A 24,199-nucleotide genomic window follows, 5' to 3' on the forward strand; every position below is an offset into this window, starting at 1 on the left:
AATTCATTCGTTTACAAAAGTCTTGTGCTAGCCTGAAAGAATCGCCTCGAATTTTCCCACTGTACTTTTTGTTGTCACAAAAGAGAATTATCTCCTTGTGCACGCTACCCTTAGAGAGTTTATCCATTATTAGCCAAATATTATTCCTCAAACTCATCCGCTTGTATAGGACGTTCATATTCCACCGGTAATCAATCACATTCGCCGCGTGAACGATCATATATCCTGCCAACCGATCATTACTACCACACAAACGATCATATAACCCGCCAACCGATCATTAACACCACACGCTCGATCATATAACCTGCCAACCGATCATACCCCCGCATGAACGATCATATCCTCTGCCAACCAATCATAACGCCACACAAACAATCATATATCCTGCCAACCAATCAGTAACGCCGCACGAACAATCATATATCCTGCCAACCGATCAGTAATACCACACGCTCGATCATATTTCCTACCAACCAATCAGTAACGCCGCACGAACGATCATATTTCCCGCCAACCGATCAGTAACACCACACGCTCGATCATATATCCCACCAACCAGTCATTACTACCTCACGCACGATCATATAATCCTCCAACCAATCATAACGCCACACCAACAATCATATTTCCCGCCAACCGATCATAACCCCCACATAACCAATCACATACACCCCCCCAGCCCAATCATTTCCTATATACAAAAAAAAATCAGACATTTACGTACATGTCTGATCTTCATTTTATTAAGTTGTAGATCACTAAAACTCACACCTGTTATAGAGCCGCTATTACATGCCCGGGTTTCTCCAACAATCTAAAGATATTGTTTTTATATTCTTCAACCCCTGGCTGGTCGAAAGGATTTAGGCCCTGCAAGTAAGCACTCATGGCACATGAAAGTTGGAAGAAATATATGAGATAACCAACATGATAGGCATCTTGTTTAGCCACTTCAAGACGTAGTAAAGGTACACCTCCATCTCGGTGCGCTTCCATTGCCCCGTGCATCATTACTTCATTTATTTCATTTAATGTTTTATCCGATAGATAATTCAAGCCGTCCAAATTCTCTTTAGATGAAGGTATCGCACAATCCTCCGCTTCTTCTGCGAAATGGACAAACGTTTCAAAGAGCATCCGTTGACCATCTTGTATATATTGACCGAGGGAATGTAAGTCGGTAGGATATGCGACGGCGGCAGGGAAAATACCGTTTCCGCCCTTCCCTTCACTTTCACCAAAGAGCTGCTTCCACCACTCATGGAAAGTTTCAAAGGATGGGGAAAAGCTCGCTAAAATTTCGACATTGTAGCCTTCAGATAACAGTAGCGTTCGTAAAGCAGCATACTGATAAGCTATATTCGAACCTATATCTGCGTTCGAGAGATCATGAATGGCTTTTTTTGCTCCTGCAAGGAGTTCTTCAATATCGACCCCAGCTACTGCAAGAGGGATTAAACCAACTGGCGTGAGAACAGAATAACGGCCCCCAATATCATTTGGTATGATGAAAGACGTAAATCCTGAACGGACAGCCATTTCCCTCAAGGCACCTTCTGATTTATCGGTAATCGCAACAATTCGTTCGCTTGCGGATGAACCATAACGGTTTTCCATATATTCAAGCATAATCCGGAAAGCAATTGCAGGTTCCGTTGTTGTTCCAGATTTCGAAATAACAATAATGGCAACTTCTTTACTCCCCATATAGCTTAATAATTGTTTCATATACGCACCGCTCAAGTTTTGGCCAGCAAAGAGTACTTCAGGATCATCCGACTTTTTTTCAAAATACGGTGATAGAGCGTCTTGAATCGCTTTCGCTCCTAAATAAGAACCTCCGATACCTATGACAACAACTAAATCTGCATTTTCACGCAGTTTTTTCGCCGCCTTCAGAGCATCCTCTAATTCATTTGACGAAATCTCATTCGGGTAATTCTTCCACCCCAAATAATCAGCACCTTCAGAAGTACCTTTGTTCATTTCTTGATGAATCGTTTTCACTTGTGTACCAAATACTTCCTCAAGCTTACTTATAGATACATGTGATTGATTTAATGTTAACGGAATTACCAATTCGACATTCTCCCCTTCTAGGTGGTTTTATCAATTTAAGTCATAAATTACTATTCATCTAACATGTCCGACTTCTTGCTACGGGTTCAATAACAGTCTATCATTTTCAACTCCCACTCATCTTTTATCAAGATAGGGCAGTAACTCATTTCCCAATAGGTGAGCCTCTTCAGCTATCGCAATTAAAAATAGATCATCAAAGCTCTTCTTCTCTATTATGCCCAAGAAGCATCTTAACTTCAATTCTAAATTTCCGTGGATGATTAAACAGTGGAAGATATATTATATGAAGGAATTTCCTTCAGTAACACTTTGTTATCGTAATGCAACTACCCCACTTACACAACATAAGTAATCCGTAACGAATTACTGTTATTTTAACCACTGCAAATGAACTATGATTTAATCATCTTGGAATACAATGTATCGTGCACGGTTTAGTGGCCCCGTTATAGCTGAATGAATAAATTATTAGTCAAACGTGCACTTAAAAGTCTGTCCACTTGTTGTATAGGAGAGGATTTTCACTCGCAGAATATGTGCAGTAATTCGGTATAAAAGTAGCTGGTGAGAAGAAACTTCGGGAGCGGATACTTATGAATTTGAAGTGCGAATTAGGGTAACAACAACCAAGCCTAACCAGACACTATAGTAAAAAACAGCTCCTATCCATCTGGACTGAAGCTGTTTCGTTACTTTTATAGTTACTTTTCACACGCGATTAAATCTTTATCGCGGTCGCTTTTTTTGTTCGCATCATAGATTGCCTGAGATACAAATGGCTTGTACTTCGTTTCCCCACCTACATTTTTAATAGATGCAGATCTTGCTACGCCGCCTTTATACACTTTGTTTAACTCTGTGCAATTTTTATATGTCACGACTTTCGTGCTAGCCGCCTCAACATTCACCGAACTGAATGAGAAGCCTATTGCAATAGTAAATGCCAGCAAGACAGTAAATACTTTCTTCATAACAAAAACCTCCTTTTCAATTAACCCTCTTGGGTATGAACCTGTTTATAGGCATGAAAAAACGCCTTCCTTTATCCCAATCATTCATAGCGATCAGGCTGAAGGCATCCCTCTTGAACTATATAATTACCTTAACAGACTTTGAGTTTATTGAATACCCTGAAAAAACTGGTTGGGGCTGATATATGATCGGGTCGCTTGGGATATGATCGGTTGCGTCATGATATGATCGGTTAGCGCGGGATTTGATCGACTGCGTCATGATATGATCGGTTAGCGCGGGATTTGATCGACTGCGTCATGATATGATCGGGTCGCGTGGGATTTGATCGGCTACGTCGAGATATGATCGGCTACGTCGAGATATGATCGGTTAGCGCGGGATTTGATCGGCTGTGTCGAGATATGATCGGGTCGCGTAGGATATGATCGGCTGCGTGGAGATATGATCGGGCCACACGGGATATGATCGGCTGCGCGGAGATATGATTGCGCCACGCGGGATATGATCGGCTGCGCGGAGATATGATTGCGCCACGCGGGATATGATCGGTTCGCGCGGAGATATGATTGGGTCACGCGGAATATGATCGGTTCGCGCGGAGATATGATTGGTCTGCACGCGGATATGATCGGCTCCAGCTAGTATATGAATGACCTGCCTATGAAAATGACAAATCCTAGAGATTTCAATTTAGCAGAAGCAAATAGACCCAGTCATTGTATTAATGACTGGATCCCCTTAATACATTGAAACTTTCTATTTTACTTCGAATTTAACTTGGCGGTAACCGCTATTTATTGTTTCGCATCAACTACTCACTCTAGCGTTGTATCTTCACTTGCCGAAGCATAGATGCTATTCGCAAGCATGCGGTAATAGTATTTCGTGTGGGCTCTAAATGCTAAGTCGTTCGCAAATAGCGTCACTGTTGAATCTTCCAACTGCTGCGTAAAGGCGAATGTTTGCCCCTGCACTCCTTCATGTCCAGGCCACCATCCCGAAACGAAGAAATCATCCGTATTTTTGACTGTTGCCAATACTTCAGCATCCACAGGCACTTCAGTTATCCATGAACCCCTCGTTGTATATAGAAGCTCATCTGCCTTATAACCAGAAGTTAATTGGTGATTGACATTTACTGTCGCTTTCACAAGTCCTTCATGTCCACCTTGAGTCGTTACATAATCGAATCCTTCAAGTAACTTTGTATCTTTAACGGCTTTTAGTACACTGTTACCAATACCTACGAACGTTTTACCTGATAAATCTTTAGGCAAAGTACTATCAGAGATAATGACTTCTGCATTTTTCTCATCAACTAGCTTAAAGCCTAGCTCTTTCAACGAAAATGCCAATTGACTAGAACCACTTCCTGCTACCTTTGGCTCCGAAATCCACTTTATTTCAAACGCATTGTATGCTGGTAAAGGATTCGCTTCAAAGGTATAATCCTCGACGTAGGAGAGTAAATCACTTGTATTAACTACGAAATCGCCTTTACGGAATCCGAATTTTTCCTCTTGCACCAAGCCGACTTGTTTTCCTTCTGCAAGGAGTTTGTTCACAAGTTTGATTGTGTCATTATTAGTGTTTTTTAGTACTTGTCTAGTAGCCGTTTTCTTAACTTCGCTTGCTGGAACTTCTATTGCACTAACCTTTGTTGTATGTCCTTCGAATCCTTCTTCATCTCCAAAACGTACTTCAACGACGTCAAAACCTCTAAGCGCTGGGAAATTAACAACAACGGGATCGTACATTGCTTCCCAATCAGAAACGTCATCGCCTTTATAAAGCATCGCATTCGCCAAGCCGCGCTTTGCTTGTTTCATTGGAACAACATAAGTTCCTTTCGGATAAGTAGTTGCTTCAATCATAATGTCTTTAGTCGTTTGTTCAACTGTTAAACCGTTGCGGATTAAATACGTTACCATATTATAAACTTCTAGCACATTCTTCTGATTTCTTGCATCAGCCGGTAATACATAGTAATCCGGGAAGAAGTTTTCATTATTCCCGCGAACCCGACCGATTGACTCTCCAGCTGCATTCGTTAACAATGGATCAACGAGACGATTGTCTTGTCCTTTAATTCCACGACTAAAGATTTCAAGCTGGTTTAAATATAACTCGTCTTTATTCTCAAGGACATAGTTTGTCGCTCCAAAGCCAGTACCTACCATAGCGCGTAAAGAGTCCTGACTTAAAGTTGGCACCTCGACAGTATGTCCAAGAGTTCCATGAAGCATTGAAAAGATAGGTGTATAGGAAGGACCCATGTCATCCCATCCATCTTTATAGCCTTCTGAAGCTAGGAAATAAGAAGTTAAATTAGAATTACCAATTCCCGCTTTCCCCATTTCATGTGCCTGTTCAGTCATGCTTTTAATAAGTAAATCATATTCAAAGTTCGGGTTATGCGGCGGTGTAGCCGGTTCAATTAAGAATCCATTTACATAGCCATGCCCTTCTACCATTGTAAGCGGAGTCCACTTCGCAATTTCCTGATTCAATTGAATCGTTTCGACCTGTGTTTGGTAAGCATTGTCACGGTTCAAATCAAATCCAAGTGCATTAGCGCGTGTATTCAGGACACGTCCGTCCGGGTTATGTGAAAAGTTAAAGATAAAAATAATATTGTCTAATACTTTGTCCATATCCAAAATGACTTCTTCAGAATCACCATTTTTATCCGTTGATGTGAATTTAACTTGTGATTCCATCGCGAATTTCTTTAGCAGCTCTGTTTGGAAGTCGATTCCTTCCACTTCATCTGGATGGATATTATTGAACCAGACTGGAACTTGATAATCACCCATCGTGCCGTCTTTAATCTTCTTCATTAGCTCTTCCGGATTTTCAAGCGCAGTCGGTAGTGTTTGATTGAGATACTTATCCACTGCTTCTTTATCTTTTGCAAGTACTACAAGGTGAAAGTCGCGGCCCTCGACAGATTTACCTGGGCTTTGATACTCTAAATAGCGATCGTTTAATTTATTTGACTCGGCAAAAATACTATCAATAGATGGCTTAATAGCTTCCCAGTCGAGATATTGGTCATAGACATTTAACTTTACAGTCGTTGATGCATTTAAATCATTTGCGGCATCAACCAAAGCAAGTTCATAGTCTCCAATTAGCTCTTTGTAGATGACACGAATTGACCGTGTTGATAGATTGTCTGTATTAAAAGGTAGTCCAAACTCTAGTTCAGCGGCAATTTTAGTTGTTCCGCCGACATAGTGTGGTTCTTTTTTAACAATGATGAATGGATCCCCAGAATATGATTCCGCTTTCGCATCCCACATCTTCCACTCCGATAGACTTTTCCCACCAAATTGAAATTCCAGTTTGGTTAGGTCTACTTTCTTTCCAAAATCAACTTCCAACTCTACATCGCGAATCTCCGTAAGTGAGAATAGGGATTGGCTAACCTCTAGTTGGGTCGCTTGGCTAACTTGGAAAGTATCAACTGTTTGGGCAGCTAACGTTGATGCTGGCAATGCCATCGTAATTGCCATATAGATGGATAAAAATGCTACTAAAAACCGTTTCACTACTTAACTCCCCCTTTTCATATTGTTTGTAGATTGTCAGACTACAGATTTAATATAACAAATCTACAAATTGTTTGACAGTGAATTTACTTCGAATTCTAAACTAATTTGAATAGTGCGCCTATTATTATAGTGAGATATTACTTTAATATCGTGATTAGGTTTGAAGGTCCAAAGTTTGTCCGATATTCTACTGTTTATATAGCTCCTTGGAAGCAACTAAGTGCTTCCAAACTTTGAATGGATTTGCGCTAATTTCCGGCTTGCCTTCCTCGCACAACTATCGACAATTCTCAGTAGTAGGATTGTACGGGCGGCATTCGGTATCATCTATGGTTGGTCTGCAGTGGGATATGATCGGTTAGCACGGACATATGATCGGGACCCGTGGGATATGATTGGTTAGCGCGGACATATGATCGGTCTCCCCGGGATATGATCGGTTAGCACGGACATATGATCGGGACCCGTGGGATATGATTGGTTAGCGCAGACATATGATCGGGCTGCGTGGGATATGATCGGTTAGCACGGCGATATGATTGGGTCGCGTGGGATATGATCGGTTAGCGCGGATACATGATTGGGCCACGCGGGATATGATCGGTTGGCGTGGAGGTATGATTGGTTTAAACCAGAAAAACCTCCCGACCGATAATCCGGTCAGGAGGTTGTTTTCGTTGTAATTGATAATGGTGTTGTTATGGAACGATATTTCCAGCTGCTTTATAAATGTCGTACCATTCTTTCCTTGTTAACGTAATATCTGTGCTCTTACATGCGTCTTTTAATCGCTGAGGATTCGTTGTTCCGAGTACGACTTGGATGTTAGCTGGATGGCGGCTAATCCAGGCGGTTGCGATGGCCGTGTTTGTTACGTCATAGTTGGCAGCAATTTCGTCAATCACTTTATTCAACTCTAAAAAATTCTCTAAGTCGCCAAGGAATGGACCAGCAAAGAACCCATTTTGAAATGGTGACCATGCTTGTAGCGTGATATCATGCAAACGACTGTATTCTAGTATACTGCTATCACGATTGATAGCTTGATCTATATTCATATTTAACGCAATTCCCGCGTCAATCATCGGTGTGTGTGCAATACTAAACTGAATTTGGTTGACTACTAATTTATGTGGTGTATATTTTTGCAACAATTCGATCTGTGCTGGGTTATGGTTCGACACCCCGAAATGTTTTACTTTTCCGCTGCTATGCAATTTCTCAAATGCCTCGGCAACTTCAGCAGGCTCCATTAATGGATCAGGACGATGAAGGAGTAGCAGGTCCAAGTAATCCGTGTTTAAACGCTTTAAAATACCGTCAACTGAGTCGAGGATATGTTCTTTGGAAAAATCAAAGTAGTTTTCTTGGCCTTTTATGCCACATTTACTTTGCAAAATCATTTTATCACGAATACTAGGGCTCATTTGAATCGCCTCGGCAAATAATTCTTCGCACCGACCCTGACCATAAATATCTGCATGATCAAAGAAGTTAATCCCTTCATCAAGTGCAGTGCGGATTAACTGCTCTATTTCCGTTAAAGAAAGCTGTGTCAGACGCATATTCCCCATAATAATGTTGGATGCGTTGAGTTCGGTATGTTTAATTTGCGTATATTTCATGGAAAAAAGCCTCCCTTAAATGTAGTCACACTATTTAGAATACCTCACAATCTAGGTAAAAGAACAATTTCATGCTTAGGTTGGAGGCTTACGGCGATTCGTTGGACACTTCAAGGGTTCTACACTCATCTCCGTATAGGTCCGCCCCGCATAGTTTCTTTACTTATTCTTCATTCTATAAGCTACCTCTCTTATTAAAATTAAAGCTTTTAAAGCGGAACTTGCAATACAAGATAACGAGCTGCTCCGGCAACACAAAAATCATCGTATAGAATAAAACAAAGCATATGACTGTTATGAAGGCATCCTCGATATCAGCCAATAGGAATGCACTGGAAAATTCAATCCCCTTGAGGTACTTGAATCGAATGTGTTTTTAAATATTCCTTTTTAAAGCCGGAATAGTTTGAGGTCCAAATGCTATGTACAAAATATAAAAAGGGCAGCGCGGCTACTGGCAATAGAAATAACAAGAACCAATATGGGCTTTCCGTGATTCCTAGGATTGTGCCGCCTATGATACCAAACAGAATATAAATCATAGAAATAAAACAAAGACTTGCGTAGACAAGAAAAAAGCAGGTATTTATATAAACTAATACATACACTCTCATCTTTTTACTTCTTCCTTGTACGAGTTGACTAAACTTCCAATTCGCCTTTATTTCCGAAGCAGATTGCTTCAATACTTCCCATACGTTCCTTATTATTTTCTTCACGTTTTCTAGACCTACCTCCCTACATACTTTAAACATAATAGGCGCTACAACTTCGTAAAAAGCTGTAGCATTTTAGTTATTTTTCCAATTCGAATTTAGCGTTTTCAATTTTCACAGTTTTGTTTTCTTCAGTCATCAATTGAAGTAGTTCTTTCCCCTCTGGTGTAACCGGAACAGTAAATGGAATCGCATGGTTTGGCTGAACAACTCCTGCAAATGATTCGGATAGGTCTACTTTTTCACTCTTGAATACATATTTTATAGTATCCTCCGTTTCAACGCCCAACGTGTATTCTAACGTAATATTTTTGATTCCCTTTTCCAATCGATTAATTCCTAAAAATAACATGACACTCTCGCCTGCACTCTTTTCTACAAAGTCAATTGCATGAATACTAAAGTCTTCCGCAACCCCAATATCGGGATTGGCTTCTACAAGTCCGGACAATTGTTGATACATCTCTTCTTCCAACGTGACGCCATTTTCCTCGTCCGCTTTCAATACTTGCATCGAAAGTGCTTGTTGCTCTATCTCTTTTTTCACGTTTTCTTCCTCTCCCGTCTGCGGTTTTTGGTCATTGTCGCCATTACACCCCACTAATAGTATTGCGGCGAATAAAATTCTAAGTAGCTTCTTCATTTCGAGACTCTCCAATCATGATTAAAAATTACTATCGACTATGTATAAGTTTACTATAATGGAATGATTCAACTTTTTAGTTACGCTGTTCAAATTAGGACTTTCATTGAACGGCCCTAGTTTATCGGTATCCAAAACTACATCTTTTTCCACGCATGTATTATTCATAGATGTCGGAATAAGAATCCTATCCTTCATTTGCACGTGTTGTTTTTCAACGCCAGTAAGTATACGTGGATAGATGACGCCATTCCATGTGTCGTTAGGAGCCCCGTGCATATAGAGCGTGTAATTATTCCCCAAAGTTTTAGAGCATTCAACTACATTCTCTGTACCAAAATAGAATACGTTTTTCTTTTTTCCATCCGTTATTATTTCCACAGTCAAATTCGTTCTGGACATAATCCAGAGCGCATTGGCGAACACTTCCTCTAACTTAACTTCACCGTCGACGAGGTTAACAAGCCCACGAAGATGAAATTTCTTATACGTTTTCTCCCATTCCTTTTCTATTTCCTATTTTGTTAACGCTATAAATGGATTGGAAAAACCGATGATTGACTTTGTATTCAGCGTTTGCAACATAACGAAAATATCATTTTCCGTAAACTCTGGAATCATATCTTCACTTCTTTCTATTACTTTTTTTAGATCCGTCTTGTCTTTCTTTCAGTGGTAAACTAAACTCCGGATAAACCTGCTTTACAAGATCCTTGTTTTTGACAATATAAAAGTAACGATGCAGATATACAGAAAAATATGCTGTTATAATTGATAATAGTGAAATTAAAAAAATGAAAATCATCATTTTTGCGGACTCACTATAGACAAACGTTAATATAAGTTGGCCAATTACATAACCTAATCCTGCGAATGATAACCATCTAACATTAATACTCTCCATCTGTTGCATTTTATGATATGTTCCTGTGTACAGCGCCTTTATATTCAACCAGTTCATCGTTACCAGTAAGCCGATAAAGAGAAGAAATCCAATAATAAAAGGACCTTTCCCTTCTGCTCCTAAGTGAAGATACAATAACTTTTGTATTGCTAAAAAATAGACATATGTATTAACAACCCCATATACACCAAAAAAGAGATAATAGGACTTCTCAAATTTGTATGGGGCGAATAAATAAAGCAATGCCCAAATTTGTAGGATTGCTACCGGCACAATTGCCGCCATAAAATAAATAAACGAAAATGGTACTCCTAAAATTGGAATTACACCAATTACATATAATAATATTAAGAAAAAACAAATAATATTAGATCTGTTTTCCTTAGGCGTTTGGAATTTTAAATAAGATAATGTAATTGTATCGATTCTATTTTCCCCGATTTTGATACTCTCCTATCCGTCATACCAAGATGAAACTTTATTAATGATGCCTGTTGTTCTCTTTTTTATTGCATCGCCAATTAAATTATAAATACGAACAACTAAAAGCGTTGCAATCATAAGTAGCATTGCAACGCTTTCATTAATTTACTGAATCAAATTTAAAGTTATCCATCTTCACAACTTGGTTATCTTGTTCAAGTGTGTCGATGAGTGCTTCTTGTTCAGGCGTTATGCTCAGAGAGAATGGAACTGCATGATTCGATTGAATGATACCTGTTTCCTGCTCGGAAAGGTCCACTTCAACGCCCTCCCACACAAATGCACCATTATCATGACCTAATGTATAGTCGAACTTGATGTTTTTCATAGGTTCATCCAAACGATTGATGGCTAAGAAAAGCAATGAAGCGTTTTCTGTTCCACTGTCCACGATATCAATAATATTAATACTGAAATCATTGGCGAGTCCCATATCTGCATTTTCCGTAATCATTCGATTTAACTCTTTATAGACTTCGCTATTTTCAATCGTTACCCCTGCTTCTTCGTCTGCTTTCAATAATTGTAATGAAAGTGTCTGTTGTTCAACTGTTTTATCCACTTTTTCTTCAGCCCCTTTTTCCCTATTATTATCCTTTGAGGCACATCCTGCCAATAGTAAAACTACTATCAAAAAAAATATGGTTTTTTTCATGCGAATCCTCCTAATCAAATTGCAAATAGTAACGCATCGCCTGTTCATCATTGCACGCCTACAGACATCTCCACATTGGTTTGCCCTGCATTCGTTTCTTTGAACTCTATGAATATGGGCGTTTTCCGACTTATTTCATGCTCTTCAATATAGGTGAGAAGCTCCCAAAACGTTAGCTGTGATTGGACATCAAAGTCATCTGTTAGTCGAGTCATAATCATGCGGTCGTTCAGGAAATAACTGTTAAAATTAATTTCCTCTTCTGCTTCAATTGGAATAAACACTTCGGCAGTGGGATTGTTCATAATGGAAAAGAACTTCTTTCCAACTTCTTTCCTACAGCTTAGTCTTCAGAGTTCATATAACCCCTTTTATCGAAATTAAAGCTTTTGAAGCGGAACTTGCAATACAAGATGACGAGCTGCTCGGGCAATACAAAAATCATCGTATAGAATACGGCAAAGCATAGGACTGTTATGACAGCCTCTTCGATATCGGCCAAATTGAACGTTCTCACGATAAATTGAACGATAAACACAAGTCCAGTACTTCCAATAATAACGGCTGGAATATACGTTTTCGTTTCGAATTTCGCTCGGAGTTCATCTCGTTTCGATCCCTTTTGATACTTCCCTCTTTTCAATAAAACAGAAAATCGGATGAGAGTAGCAACGAATAGCACACCTCCAAACTCAAAAAACCTTGAAAGACTTAAAGCCAGTCAAGGTTTTTTTGACCCAATCTTCTAAATAAGTATTATAAAACCCCTACACTCATCTCCGTATAGGTCTGCCCCGCGCGGCTTTTTTTGTACTCTACAAAAATAGGTGTTTTTTGAGTTTTTTCATGTGCGTTCATATACTCCATAAGCTCCCAATACTTCACCTGTGCTTCCACTTCAAAATTGCCTTTGATTCGTGTCGTGAGCATACGGTCAACTAGGAAATAGCTGTGGAAATTAACTTCTGCTTCCTTCGGGATTATAAAATGATTCCCTTTAATGGGAAGGAATAATTCAGCTGTCATAACTTCATCGGTCGGATTACTGATGATTGAAAAGAACATCGGTCCCGTAATTTGATAGCCATACTCGTCTAGAATCGATACAAAATCCGTTAAAGCAAGATCAATTTCTTCGGGTAAAAAGTTATATAGTTTGGACGCGACATTGCGGTATGCAATCTGATGGTTTTCTGCAATCATCATGCATCGCCCTGCCCTTTTATCGGCACATAGAGATCGATGATGATATCTCCGTAGACATCCAGTAAAACGCAATAATAAGTAGTGTCCAATTCGATTTGTTGCGTGTTGGCGTATGCCTTCACTTCTTCATAGGCAGCGGCGAAATCCATTTTTTCATCAGCCTGCCGTAGGACCAATGCACTTCCGATGCTTAGGTTTTCATGGAAAGTAAAATCAGACTCATCTACTAAAACGACTGGACTGCTGATTGGCAAGTAGTAGGTGAATTTCCCGGATGTTTCATCCCCTAGGTTTTGAACAAATGAGAAAAATACCGGACCGTTTTTGTAGACATCTTTATTGAGCGTGAACTCTTCTAGCATGAAGATGGCTTCTTGCCAGTTCTCTTTTTTTTGTTCTGTTTCATATGTTAGTACGTTATTGAAAGTCAGTGAACGTTTTTCGATTCCCATTTACAAACACCCTTTCTAACATCACTTTTCGTTATATAAGTTTCCTTGTTCATTAAAATTAAAGCTTTTAAAACGGAACTTGCAATACAAGATGACGAGCTGCTCGGGCAGGATGAATAGCATGACGTAGAACAGTAAAATGCCTATCGCAATGACAACCATGATATTGATATCTGTGATTGCAGAGGTCCTGGCAATGTACTGGATCACAAAGACCAATCCAATTCCGCCAAGAACAGCGGCTGGTATGTACGATTTTGTTTCAAACCGTGTTCTAAGCTCATCTTTTTTCGACCCTTTGCGATAATGTCCATTTCGCAGTAAAATAGCGAAACGAACGAATGTTGCGATAAAAACCAGTAACCCTATCAGGAGTGTGATATAGGTGAAATTCAGAAGTGATTCTGGTGCAACCGACGAGCCTTCCCCTTTCTTTCCGATGAAAAATAATGCACAGATAAAAAGAGAAACGGAAAATAGGTTTTGGGCCACTAAGATGGACAGTAAATACTGGACCTTGCCACTTCTTTTATACACTGCTGGAATTGCATAAATAAGAGACAGCACAATAAGTCCCGCCGTTATCCAGAAATGAACCTTCAATATTTCATCTTTGTATGGATAAGCTGTCACATCTCCTGCAACAAAATATTCTAGTGAGAATAGTAATGCCTGGAGGAATACGCATAGAACCAGGACACCCGCCAAAGCAGAGGGGCGCTGCCTACCTGATTCAAGAGGTCCTCTTAGAACTTCGAAATCTTCAACTGTTCGTTTGGAGGACATCAAATGCACCCTTTCTTCGCTCAATGGAACCACCCTTTAATATGGTCCATTGCTGATTTATCGTCATCTCCAAATTTGACATTCAATAAGGAGTTCACTGCTATTCCTGCCACTACACCGACTGCGGTACCTACACCCGGTATCGGGATTAGCGCTGTACCGGCTGCAGTGAATCCGACTTGTACTGCGCCGCCGATCGCTAAATCGATTGCCGTGTCAACTGTTGCCCTACCTGCAGCTGCACCGTCGTCTAGTCCTTCGTCTTTCGCTGTAGAATAGTTACTATAATAACTAAGACCTGCTCCTAAAGGTGCGAGTGATTTAGCAGCTCCTTTTACAATGCCGCTATTCGCAATGCCTTTAAAATCAACGACATCCGTAAAGGACTTACCTGCGCCTTTAATGGTCGCTGTTCCTATTGTTTTTGCCTGTTGTTTAATGGTTGCTTGGTCATTCCAGTAAGCCAAAGTTGGATGCTTTTTCAGTACACTCTCTCCAGTACCTGACCAGCCGCTCTGTCCCGATTTCTGTGACGCAAACTTCAGCATCGCCTGATTGGTAGCTTGAATGCCATAATGCTTCGGAGACCATTTTTTATTCCCTTTAGGAAGTCCTGCCATGAGTTCTTTAAGTGCTCTTGCATCGGGATTGACCTTTAAACGGTCTAATGCGGTTTGGGTTGCATTGATGCGATATGAATAGTTGCCTGTTTGCAGATTTAAGTGTCTTGAAGTACTCAAACCACCGTCTTTACCTGCAACATACATGCCAAAACTAGAGAGCCCTCCAGTAATCGTACTGTTCGCTTTTTTTGCCAAACCGACAGCTTCTTTCAACATCATTACATAGCCATTGGCAGAAGTAGTTGATACCTCTCCCGTTTCATCCACTGAACCGTCTTCGACAACGCCATTCATAACGTCAACTCGGTGTTGCAGTTCTGTTTTGAGCGGTTGGTTTTCCGATTGCTCCGCCCACTGTTCAGGTTGAAAATCTATATCGGTCAGGCCATTGCTCATCATACCTTCTATTTCAAGCAACCACAGTTCCATTGTCAGCAAATCCGCTTCAATCTGCGTTAATGCGGCTGTCTGCGTTGCATCGAATTCATGGAGATCAGTGACCGTTTTTTCCTGCTTCGTTTGTGCACGTTTCACGCCTTCGTGCACTTCGCTGTCATTCAAGTGCGGAAGAGCGACGATGTCACTGACTTCATCCATGATAGCATTCGCTTCGTCCGTCAAAGTGAGCGTTAATTGGTCAATTGTTGTCAGTCCTTGTTTAACGTCACTTTCGAGAAAACTTTCTTGGATGTAACCGTTCGAAGCCGATTCCAGCGTGTCGAGAGCGGATTTCATTTGGCATAGAACGCTGTCATAAGAAGATTTAAAGGTCGTGAAAAACTGTAAGAATGGCATATGACAATCGTTATAAAATGCTCGGATAGCGTTTCCGCCTTGCCCCTTCAGGGAATCATCCAGCGCAACGAGCCCTCCAACGGCAGTTTCAATTGCTTTCATCTCACCTTCCAAACGGCTGAGCATAGTAATATTGTTCTGCAAACCTTCTTCAAATGGGCTGACGTCCAGTACCTTCATTGTGACACCTGCTTCGGTCCTGCAAGTGTGCACTGCATGACAGATGCTACTTTTTCATCCGATTCACTCATAAACTTGACTGAATTGGTAGTCGTTACACTATTAGCAAGAAGCACCGTTTGATAACTCGTTAGTAACGTTTCTAGCTTAGTCGAAAGCTCCGTCAATTTCGTCACGACATCCAGTGTATTCCCTGTAATTGGTGATTCCGCTTTCGGATTAAGCAATGTGGTTGCATTGCTCATGTCACTGATTTTACTTTCAACATCTGCATACACTATTTTCACTTCGGTAGTCATCTAGTTTTTGCCTCCTCTGCTTCTTCCTTAGCTTCCGCCTCAAGACGCGCAATGGTCTGTTCGATAGAAACGATTTCAGCGTTAAGCGAATTAATCTTGTCAGCAATTGCAGTAAACACGTTCGTGAACTGGGCTCCGGTTATTTCCAGGAAAGGTGTATGGATTCCCGCTTCACGAATATCTTGAAAAGCAGTGGCCAGCGTACCATGCCATGTACTCGTAGATAATTCTGGTTCCAGACACTTTTTTTCATCCGATTGAAATTCCGATTGTTTTATCCCTAAGTCTGATTGGCATTTGGTGAGACGCCTCACTTCTTCCAGCTTTTTCCGTAATAGTTCATTGTAATAAGCCAGCAAGTCTTTTCCTCCTATCCTGTTGTTTTATCACTCCGTAAATTTCGTTGATCCCCTTCAGAAGTGTTGACTAGCTTTGGCAAGAAAAACGTAAACAAGGTAACGAGCCCAGCCACAATAATGGCCAATAAAATCAGTGTCCTCGGCTTATTAGTAGCGGTATTCTCTTCTACGATCTTGACAGCGTTGGTTTTCTTTCCACTCTTTTCAGCACTGGTAAAGAGACCGAGTTCGGCTGTTTTTGCTGCGACAGTACTTTTCTCTCCACGTTCCTTAGTCTGGAAAAGATAGGATCCATTGCTTCTCTTCGGTAATTGCCTTCTACCATCAAAGTAAATATCAAACTGTTTAACAGGAATTGTGTTTCTCATCTCAACCTTTTTACTGTCATGCAAATAATCGGTGTTTTTCTTGAACTTTAGTTTTTCATAAACAACTGGTTCCAAATCGAGATTGGGTTCATCATCCGGAGCTGCTTGAACGGTACTATGACCCGCCGTCCAAGCGATTAACAGTATTACAAGTAGCAGCCAAGTCGATTTAGTTATCATGAGCTTGTTCTGCCGTTGACGTGTCATTTGTTTTGTATTTATTGATCAAATAAGAAATCATGATCATCGCAATCGCAATGATACCTGTAAGTACTGCTCCCCATATGAAGTTCGTTTCAGGTTCATATTTTATGGACATATAAACAGTCGATAAAATATCTGGAATGTTTATTTCAGGTACTGCAAGGATCAGCAGCGGAGTAATGTATAGACACATCAGTACGACACTCGCAATCCATCCTGCTGTTTGCCCGAATTCAAGTGCTGCACGAATAACCGCGGCACTAGCCATTAGGAGAAGGATGGTGAATACTGTCCATTCAACTGCACGTTGGTCATTCAGCACATACATGTTTATGCTGTAGAGACTGATAATAAGACCTACGAGTAAAGACAGCATGCAAGTCAATCCTAAGCGGAAGCCAATTGGACCTTCTTTAATTTGATAACTAAAGAAACCAATTAACAGGCTACTAATAAGCAAAATGAGTAGTAGAATAACAGGCGGTACTTTCCTCACTTCATCCGCAAATGCGGCCTCTCCTTTTACCTGGAGTGGATTGACAAAATGATTGAACACATAGCCATTCTCTTGGCCGTCAACATAGGTGTTACCAAGAAAGTCTTGAATATCCGTATCAAATGCTGACATTGCATCCACATTCGTTTCCCACTTATCGCTGAATGCGGTAGACGTTTCTTTCATATTATCCGCTTTTGCAGTTAGATCACTCGCGTAATTGACAAGACCTTTTTGCCTCTCTGACAATGAATCCATCATGCCGCTGAGCGAAACAAGTTGACCACTCACATTTCTTTGACTAGCAGCAACTTCGCCTTCACTTGTTGCCGCAACAGGTTCGCCTGCAGTATTTTGAATCTGGCTAAGTAAAACGTTTGCTTGCTCATCAATCAAACTCAAATCATTCAATAGCGCAGCATGCTGCTCTTGCACTGTTTCTTTGTAACCGGACATGATTGCAGCAAACGTTGTACTCAACTCACTCATACCGAGCTCAGTTTCAGGGATACCGTCCCCTACAGAAGTCCAGCCTTCGAGTTCTATTTCATTCATCTCGACAACGTTTTTCAATAATGCGGTTAAGATTTCATCTTTTAGAACGCCATCTTTATGCGTACTTTGCCCCTGCTCGTCGAGGGTAAAACCAAATTGTTCGAGCGTTGCATAATAGGTCAACAATGTTTTGGTATCCGTGCTAGCAGCACCTTTCGCAAACAAGTCTGCTAATCTATTCCGTTGATCCCCCGACAATCCATCGTGCTTAAGAAGGGATGCTTCTTTTTGCTTTATTTGATAAATCATCTGCGCTGTATCTGCAGGGGCTGAATTCAAAATTTGTTGAATCGATTCATATTCCTTGTTCAATACATCATAATCACCAACCAGATCCTTGTAGTCGGTGGATGCTTTTACATAATCATCCGTTCCTTCTTTCTTTGTACCGCTCCAAAGTGCTTCCTTTTCTGACATGACTGCGTTCATCGATGATAGCTCGCCTTCAAGCTGTTCCAATTCACTTATGAATGTAGAATCGGGAGTCGCTTCGGCAACACTAGCTTTCATCGCGGTCAATGCTGCTAAAATCGCAGTCACTTTATTTTGCTCTTCTTCGAGCCCTGGCAATGCAACTGCGAGCTTAGCACCGGCTTTGCGGTCCATTTCTTCTTTGATTGCGTTCATTTGTTGCTGATCAGCTGTTGGATTAGTTGTACCACCTACAGCCGATCCATCTTTTCCAGCCGCAATTCCTTTTTCCAAATTACCTAAAATCGAATTATTATAGCGATCAATCGCAGTTCCTTGGACGACAAGAAGGTCCACTAGTTGTCGATCGACTTCGTTTTTACGCAAATCGGACAGTGCATTGAATTTTTCTTTATTCGCGTCAATTTTTTCATTCACTTTGACAATTTCACCGTTTAACTTTTCGTTATTTTCTTCAAGCATCTGGACCGATTCGTTGAACTGGCTCGATTGAGTTGCCGCAGCAGCATGAATCTTAGCTAGACTATCATCTTGGACTTGTTGAAGAATATTTTTTTGCTGTTGTTGAAATTCTTTATACTGCTGTACATATGTGATGAAACCGTTCATTTGCTGTCCGAATGAGTCTGCATTTTCAATTCGGGCATTATGACCATTATTTGCATCACTGATTACGGAGCGCAGTCCTTCCATTTGTTTTTTCTGGCTCTTCATCTCTTCCGCTAGCTTCTCGGACCCTGGTTTATAATAGTCGGACATCGCAGTAAGGAATTCTGTTTCCTTGCCCAGAATCGTTGTGAACTCTTTTTTAATATGATCCATTTCTTGTGCAACATAACTCCAATAGAGTGTCGAAACCTTTTCGTTTACACGGTTTGTGGCCGTTTCAATTTCATGGAGTACTTTTTCTTTTTCTGAACCCGCTTTTTGGCGTTGTACTTCATAGGAGAATTCCGCTTGCTCTGGATTCTGCTGATCATATGACATGATACTTTCCGAGAAGTCTGAAGGAATATACACAATCGCTTCATGCTGATTCGATTTTAACCCGTTAACAGCGGTACCACGGCTCATGACTTTCCATTCATACTTTGAATCTTCGGCTAGAATGGAAACAACCTCTTCTCCCATATCGACGGTTTCATCATCCTTGGACATACCTTGGTCTTCATTGACAATCGCTATAATTCGTTTATTGGAACTATCCGCATTAAACAGATTCACACCTAGTAGTTGAAAAAACAAAATGGGAACAGCTAGTATTAATACAATTCCCGCACCAATTTTCAGTAAACTCTTATTCTTTTTCATTGCAGAATCTTCCTCTCAATCTCACTTAACGGAATTTGTATTTTACTAGCATTGCCATTCAAAATATAATGTGCAAATCCTAACGGAAGATCCATTTCTTTGCGTTCGTACGCAACAGTATATAATGTCTGCTCTGATTTTTTCATGAAGATAAGCGCTTGCCGAACCAGCTTCAATTCATTCGTGAATGCATCGTAGCCTTTCGTGATTTCCGCATTATTTCCAGAGATAATGACATTGAACCCTAAGTGGGAATACTTTTTCATCAGCTTCGATAAGCGATCTTGTATGCCAATATCTGCTACTTGTAAAAATCGTGTATAGCCATCGATGATGAAATAAGAGGGTACAAGTTCAGCTGCCCTATTTCCTGACTGGACGGTTTCCAGATACGCATTTTCAGCCTGAATATAGAATTGTTCAGCTTGCGTTAGCCACTCCATGAGACGTTCTTTCGTTTCCAAGTAGTCGACTTTCGGGTCTCCAGAAAACATGGATAAGCCCCGGTCAAATGAGTCGAATATCGCGATGAAGCCAACGTCTTGCTCCATCAGCGTATGAAGGATCCACTTCAATGTATTTGTTTTTCCTCGCTGTACTTGTCCAACTAGCAGACAATGGCGATTTTTCCTGAAGTCGATCTTTATCGGCCGTACTGTTTCTTCATCCAATCCGATTGCAACAAGTCCATTTTCCTGTTCCCCTGATACATAAGAAGGGAAAATGGTTGACGTCAATTCGAACGGCAACATCGGAATCGGTTGAGGAAGTTCCTCGCCACGGTATTTCTCCTTCAGTTCTCGAGCAATCATTTTAATCGCTTCCAGGACTTCGAAATCATTTGCCCCTGGCGCCGGAAGGTAAACTTGCGCGAAATGTGGATCCTCTTTTTTGATAATGGCCCTGCCAGGGAACGGCTCCAACTCAAATGGGACACGTCCAATGACTGTAAAGGATTCCGTAGCATCCATTAAATAATGAACAACTTTCGTTTTCAAATTATTCATGAGTGATTGTCTAACTGATTGCACGCGCGTCGCAGCGATAAACAGATAGATACCAAGCGACTGTCCGTCACGCCCGAATTGGATCAGTTGCATTTCGAGCTCTTCCATCTCTTCACGGATGATATCGTAATTATCGACTACAATGTAGATCAGCGGCAAACGATGCGCAGACAATTCGTTGTACATATTAATATTGCTGACTTCCGCTTGTTGGAATGCCAATTTCCTTTTCGTAATCTCATCTTTCATCAACTTAACGAGTTTTTCCCGCTTCAACTCTTCATCCAGCGTGAAATAGTCAGCTGTATGCGGTAGTTGCCGAAGTGGTAGTAGCGATCCATTGCCGAAGTCCAAAATGTAAAAGTTCGCTTCGCTCGGCGGTAGATGATCAGCTATTCCAAGAACTGCCGTCAGCAGTGTATACGACTTTCCATACCCTGATGATCCGAAAACACCCAGATTGCCATCCTTCGTCCAATCATAACCAATTGGTGTTTGACTTTGTTTTTCTGGCTCATCAATCATCCCGAGCGGAAAGCCAACTTGTATTGCAGAACGATCTTCCATCGTTTCGATTCGCATTGCCAGCGGCGGTAACCACGGACTCGCTAACTTCAGGATGGACATATCCGCTTGTGTTTGTGCAATTTTTGCTGTTACGGCTTCCATTTCCGTTAAACCGCTTCTTTTCTTACTGATATTTGTTTCGATGCCGGAAAGAGAATGCAGACCAAGGTCTGTGACAATCGCAATGTCATCTTCGCCCTCCAATGTTTCCTCCATATACGGCGCGCCGCTCCAAGCAGATTGAAACAATTCATAGACTTCATTGTTCCCCACTTGTAAATAGCCTCGACCGGTTACAGTAATTGTGGCAGCATCGCCATTTTTCAAAATCTCTTTACTATCCGATGCATCCTGTACTTTCAATGCGACACGAAAACGGGCATTACTCCAAATCTGTTCGTCGATGATACCGCCCGGTTTTTGTGTTGCCAAAATAAGATGGACACCCAGGCTTCGGCCAATTCTGGCGGTACTAACTAGCTCGCGAATGAATTCAGGTTCTTCACTTTTCAACTCTGCGAATTCATCTGAAATCAGGAACAGATGCGGTAAGGGTTCAGCTGCATTTCCTTCCTTATAGAGCGTCGTGTAATCATCGATATGTGTGACAACATATTGGTCGAATAAACGTTGCCGCCTTTTCAGTTCACTATTAATAGAAGTAAGTGCACGCATACTGAAGTTTTTACTGCCTTCAATGTTTGTGATGGTGCCTAATAGATGAGGAATATTTCTAAACGGTTGCGCCATTCCTCCACCCTTATAGTCAATCAATAGAAAAGCAACTTCATGGGGATGGAAATTGACGGCAAGCGATAGAATATACGTTTGAAGAAATTCACTTTTCCCTGAACCCGTCGTCCCTGCCAGCAAACCATGAGGACCATGCGCTTTTTCGTGTAGATTCAAATGAACAAGTTCCTCTTTTCCTTTGAAACCGATTGGAACGGCAAGTGACTTCGAAGATTCGTTCGTCAGCCAATTGCGTCCAATCGGAACATCTTTAACATCCTTCACCCCGAACATTTCAAGGAAACTGACCGAACTCGGTATCGAATTCTTCATACCAATCTGATGATTGAGCGACTTCAGCATTCGGGCAAAGCGTTCATTCGTTTTCTCATCATAGGCATCCAGTTGAAATGGCGTATTAACTGCTTTTCCAGCATTGATGAGGATATCGCCTTCCCAGTCATTTACGTAACGGACAAGCGTATGAACATTTTCAGTCATACGCTCTTGTGCCGACTCAGCAAATATGACAGAAATGCCGAGATCCTCATTACTTTTCCCTTCCAAGTACTCTAGAATGACATGCTCCGCAATTAACGGGTAATTGGAAACGATGAATACGAGATGTGGTGTGAATCTCACTTTCCCTTTCATGTCATCCATATCGCGTTCGCGAATTATTTCATAGAGTGACGACAGCAACTGATCGCGCGTCTCTTCATTATGAATCAATCCTTTTGCATGCATATTTGGAAGTGTGAAATGTGGCAACCATTTCATCCATTCAATGTCTGCGTAGTCCTTGTTGTTAAAGATGTAGATGAAACGTGTATCATGGTAACTATGAGAAAATGCGAGCTGCCCAACGATCTGGCGTAATTCACGCTTGATAATCGATGCTTTTCCGATAAGTCCTAAAATTCCTTGCGATATACGGGCAGTGATTGGGGCACCTGGAATTTCCTTATAGACCGTTTCCATACGCTGTGCTTGTTCCAACAAATCATCGACTTCTCTATTCGCCAAATCCCCCGATGACAACTTAATGTCATAACTAGCGGGCACATTGCCGGTACCAAGTCTAAATTCCAGAAAGTCATGACTTTCCAATGTCTTTTCCCAAATTCTACCCGACAACTGATTCGTCAATTGCTTCATCTGTTCAAACGGTGGAAAATGATAGTCCAATACTTCTTTTTGCTTTTTGGATAATTCATATAGTTCTTGACGCATATTTTGCAAGTAGATTGTGTAGACACGGCGTCTTTTCGCTTCATTTACCTTACGTCTTTTCCGATCTTTAAAAAATTGCACAGTTGAAGTGACCAAGGTCATTAGGAACATGGAAATGGAAATGATGATGAAAATCCCACGGGGTATCAAAATGGCAACAAGCCCCATGACGATGAGCATAACTAGCGGCGGTGCAATAATAAGCAAAAGACCGCGCCCTGAATCATCACTTTCCTGCGTTGGAAAGGATAGTGACACTTTGTCTTCAGGCAAGTCGTAGATCATTCTGGGTGTCCGTCTGTAATCGGGATACATCGTAACGAGTTCAGACTGTGGTACGTCAATTTCTGACAGTCGGGTTTCGTACTGGGCAGCAGTAACGACTTCTAAAATGTCTTGTTCGATTAATTTCATTTCCATGAATGCCCACTGAACTACATCTCCGATTTGAAGGGGCTCATTCATGTCAACTCTTTTGCCGTTCACATAGAGCGGGCAACTGTAATTTTTCTTAATTATCCAGCCAGCCAATGTCTTATTCAATGAAAATTGACCGGATTCTACATTTGAAAAAGTAACTTCTTCTCGGTTGAATGTTGCAGATTCAAGTCGACTCTCAAACGAAACTTCATTTTCATAGTCGAGATAGTACGTTTTGGTAGAAGCGGGAGCAGTTAAGACATATAAATGAAGAATTAGTTCTTTTTGTTCAATCGACAAACTCCCTTTGTCCGATATTCGACCGACGTGATCGACTCCATCATGAACCGTAAAACCATCCTCTTCCTTCGCTACTGTGAAATGGCCCGATGTAAATGGATACGACAGGATTGTGATATCATTTTCGATAGCTGGCCCGATAGTTAGTGAAGTAAAAGAATTTTCATCCACATCGATACGTTGATAATGTTCCCCGTAAAACACCCATAGTTGTTTCATCATGTACACCTT

At 41.0% G+C, this 24,199-nt stretch carries 20 protein-coding genes; 1 reads left to right on the top strand and 19 read right to left on the bottom strand.

From position 1 onward, the window contains the following. Positions 1-777: 777 nt before the first annotated feature. The 3 genes from AZE41_RS18400 to AZE41_RS18410 all read right to left on the bottom strand — a co-directional run bounded on the left by AZE41_RS18400 (position 778) and on the right by AZE41_RS18410 (position 6,614). Positions 778-2,082, bottom strand: coding sequence for a glucose-6-phosphate isomerase (locus tag AZE41_RS18400; RefSeq protein WP_067212593.1), 1,305 nt, complete (start codon positions 2,080-2,082; stop codon positions 778-780). A gap of 704 nt (positions 2,083-2,786) precedes the next feature. Then, a complete protein-coding gene (locus tag AZE41_RS18405) occupies positions 2,787-3,056 on the bottom strand; it encodes an excalibur calcium-binding domain-containing protein (protein ID WP_067212595.1) in 270 nt (89 codons plus the stop codon). A gap of 819 nt (positions 3,057-3,875) precedes the next feature. Continuing rightward, positions 3,876-6,614 (bottom strand): M14 family metallopeptidase, encoded by a 2,739-nt coding sequence (locus tag AZE41_RS18410; protein ID WP_067212598.1) that lies wholly within the window; start codon positions 6,612-6,614, stop codon positions 3,876-3,878. A gap of 223 nt (positions 6,615-6,837) precedes the next feature. On the opposite strand from AZE41_RS18410, the gene AZE41_RS18415 reads away from it, so the two are divergent. Then, positions 6,838-7,020 carry a hypothetical protein gene (locus AZE41_RS18415; protein ID WP_067212600.1) on the top strand — a complete coding sequence of 61 codons (183 nt, stop codon included), beginning with the start codon at positions 6,838-6,840 and terminating at the stop codon, positions 7,018-7,020. 295 nt (positions 7,021-7,315) lie between these two features. On the opposite strand, the gene AZE41_RS18420 is transcribed toward AZE41_RS18415, so the two are convergent. The 16 genes from AZE41_RS18420 to essC all read right to left on the bottom strand — a co-directional run bounded on the left by AZE41_RS18420 (position 7,316) and on the right by essC (position 24,187). Further along, positions 7,316-8,242, bottom strand: a complete 927-nt coding sequence (locus AZE41_RS18420; protein WP_067212603.1) for an aldo/keto reductase — start codon at positions 8,240-8,242, stop codon at positions 7,316-7,318. A gap of 795 nt (positions 8,243-9,037) precedes the next feature. Further along, on the bottom strand, positions 9,038-9,601 hold the full coding sequence (locus AZE41_RS18430; protein ID WP_067212607.1) for a hypothetical protein: 564 nt from the start codon (positions 9,599-9,601) through the stop codon (positions 9,038-9,040). A 21-nt stretch (positions 9,602-9,622) separates the two neighbouring features. Beyond that, the gene (locus tag AZE41_RS18435; protein ID WP_067212610.1) at positions 9,623-10,003 is read right to left on the bottom strand and encodes a hypothetical protein; all 381 of its coding nucleotides are present in this window, start codon (positions 10,001-10,003) and stop codon (positions 9,623-9,625) included. Between the two features lie 223 nt (positions 10,004-10,226). Beyond that, positions 10,227-10,778, bottom strand: a complete 552-nt coding sequence (locus AZE41_RS18440; protein ID WP_197485340.1) for a hypothetical protein — start codon at positions 10,776-10,778, stop codon at positions 10,227-10,229. A gap of 310 nt (positions 10,779-11,088) precedes the next feature. After that, the gene (locus tag AZE41_RS18445; RefSeq protein WP_067212615.1) at positions 11,089-11,643 is read right to left on the bottom strand and encodes a membrane lipoprotein lipid attachment site-containing protein; all 555 of its coding nucleotides are present in this window, start codon (positions 11,641-11,643) and stop codon (positions 11,089-11,091) included. Positions 11,644-11,690: 47 nt separating this feature from the next. Then, positions 11,691-11,948, bottom strand: a complete 258-nt coding sequence (locus AZE41_RS18450; RefSeq protein ID WP_067212618.1) for a DUF5085 family protein — start codon at positions 11,946-11,948, stop codon at positions 11,691-11,693. Between the two features lie 38 nt (positions 11,949-11,986). After that, positions 11,987-12,325: a hypothetical protein gene (locus AZE41_RS18455; RefSeq protein WP_067212620.1), complete on the bottom strand. Its 339-nt coding sequence runs from the start codon at positions 12,323-12,325 to the stop codon at positions 11,987-11,989. A gap of 74 nt (positions 12,326-12,399) precedes the next feature. Beyond that, entirely contained in the window at positions 12,400-12,849 is a 450-nt protein-coding gene (locus AZE41_RS18460; RefSeq protein ID WP_231885715.1) for a DUF5085 family protein, read from the bottom strand. After that, positions 12,846-13,301 carry a DUF5085 family protein gene (locus AZE41_RS18465; RefSeq protein WP_067212624.1) on the bottom strand — a complete coding sequence of 152 codons (456 nt, stop codon included), beginning with the start codon at positions 13,299-13,301 and terminating at the stop codon, positions 12,846-12,848. Before AZE41_RS18465 ends, AZE41_RS18460 begins: the two co-directional genes overlap by 4 nt. Positions 13,302-13,322: 21 nt before the next feature. Then, entirely contained in the window at positions 13,323-14,111 is a 789-nt protein-coding gene (locus AZE41_RS18470) for a hypothetical protein (RefSeq protein ID WP_231885716.1), read from the bottom strand. Next, the gene (locus tag AZE41_RS18475; RefSeq protein ID WP_067212626.1) at positions 14,108-15,685 is read right to left on the bottom strand and encodes a ribonuclease YeeF family protein; all 1,578 of its coding nucleotides are present in this window, start codon (positions 15,683-15,685) and stop codon (positions 14,108-14,110) included. Before AZE41_RS18475 ends, AZE41_RS18470 begins: the two co-directional genes overlap by 4 nt. Further along, entirely contained in the window at positions 15,682-15,984 is a 303-nt protein-coding gene (locus AZE41_RS18480) for a YwqI/YxiC family protein (protein WP_067212628.1), read from the bottom strand. Before AZE41_RS18480 ends, AZE41_RS18475 begins: the two co-directional genes overlap by 4 nt. Continuing rightward, positions 15,981-16,343, bottom strand: coding sequence for a DUF5082 domain-containing protein (locus tag AZE41_RS18485; protein WP_067212631.1), 363 nt, complete (start codon positions 16,341-16,343; stop codon positions 15,981-15,983). The genes AZE41_RS18480 and AZE41_RS18485 overlap by 4 nt, the downstream gene beginning before the upstream one ends. A gap of 11 nt (positions 16,344-16,354) precedes the next feature. Then, positions 16,355-16,891: a type VII secretion protein EssA gene (gene essA / locus AZE41_RS18490; protein WP_067212633.1), complete on the bottom strand. Its 537-nt coding sequence runs from the start codon at positions 16,889-16,891 to the stop codon at positions 16,355-16,357. Then, positions 16,881-19,709 carry a type VII secretion protein EsaA gene (gene esaA / locus AZE41_RS18495; RefSeq protein WP_067212636.1) on the bottom strand — a complete coding sequence of 943 codons (2,829 nt, stop codon included), beginning with the start codon at positions 19,707-19,709 and terminating at the stop codon, positions 16,881-16,883. Before esaA ends, essA begins: the two co-directional genes overlap by 11 nt. Further along, on the bottom strand, positions 19,706-24,187 hold the full coding sequence (gene essC / locus AZE41_RS18500) for a type VII secretion protein EssC (protein WP_067212639.1): 4,482 nt from the start codon (positions 24,185-24,187) through the stop codon (positions 19,706-19,708). Before essC ends, esaA begins: the two co-directional genes overlap by 4 nt. Between the last annotated feature and the right edge of the window lie 12 nt (positions 24,188-24,199).

The sequence above is a fragment of the Sporosarcina psychrophila genome (assembly GCF_001590685.1).
Classification (GTDB): Bacteria; Bacillota; Bacilli; order Bacillales_A; family Planococcaceae; genus Sporosarcina; species Sporosarcina psychrophila.

Bases quoted from the DNA above. Each gene is read 5' to 3' on its own strand.
- essC (WP_067212639.1), bottom strand. From the start codon at position 24,187: ATGAAACAACTATGGGTGTTTTACGGGGAACATTATCAACGTATCGAT.
- AZE41_RS18420 (WP_067212603.1), bottom strand. From the start codon at position 8,242: ATGAAATATACGCAAATTAAACATACCGAACTCAACGCATCCAACATT.
- AZE41_RS18445 (WP_067212615.1), bottom strand. From the start codon at position 11,643: ATGAAAAAAACCATATTTTTTTTGATAGTAGTTTTACTATTGGCAGGA.
- AZE41_RS18405 (WP_067212595.1), bottom strand. From the start codon at position 3,056: ATGAAGAAAGTATTTACTGTCTTGCTGGCATTTACTATTGCAATAGGC.
- AZE41_RS18450 (WP_067212618.1), bottom strand. From the start codon at position 11,948: ATGAACAATCCCACTGCCGAAGTGTTTATTCCAATTGAAGCAGAAGAG.
- AZE41_RS18465 (WP_067212624.1), bottom strand. From the start codon at position 13,301: ATGGGAATCGAAAAACGTTCACTGACTTTCAATAACGTACTAACATAT.
- AZE41_RS18475 (WP_067212626.1), bottom strand. From the start codon at position 15,685: ATGAAGGTACTGGACGTCAGCCCATTTGAAGAAGGTTTGCAGAACAAT.
- essA (WP_067212633.1), bottom strand. From the start codon at position 16,891: ATGATAACTAAATCGACTTGGCTGCTACTTGTAATACTGTTAATCGCT.
- AZE41_RS18430 (WP_067212607.1), bottom strand. From the start codon at position 9,601: ATGAAGAAGCTACTTAGAATTTTATTCGCCGCAATACTATTAGTGGGG.
- AZE41_RS18460 (WP_231885715.1), bottom strand. From the start codon at position 12,849: ATGATGATTGCAGAAAACCATCAGATTGCATACCGCAATGTCGCGTCC.
- AZE41_RS18435 (WP_067212610.1), bottom strand. From the start codon at position 10,003: ATGTCCAGAACGAATTTGACTGTGGAAATAATAACGGATGGAAAAAAG.
- AZE41_RS18480 (WP_067212628.1), bottom strand. From the start codon at position 15,984: ATGACTACCGAAGTGAAAATAGTGTATGCAGATGTTGAAAGTAAAATC.
- esaA (WP_067212636.1), bottom strand. From the start codon at position 19,709: ATGAAAAAGAATAAGAGTTTACTGAAAATTGGTGCGGGAATTGTATTA.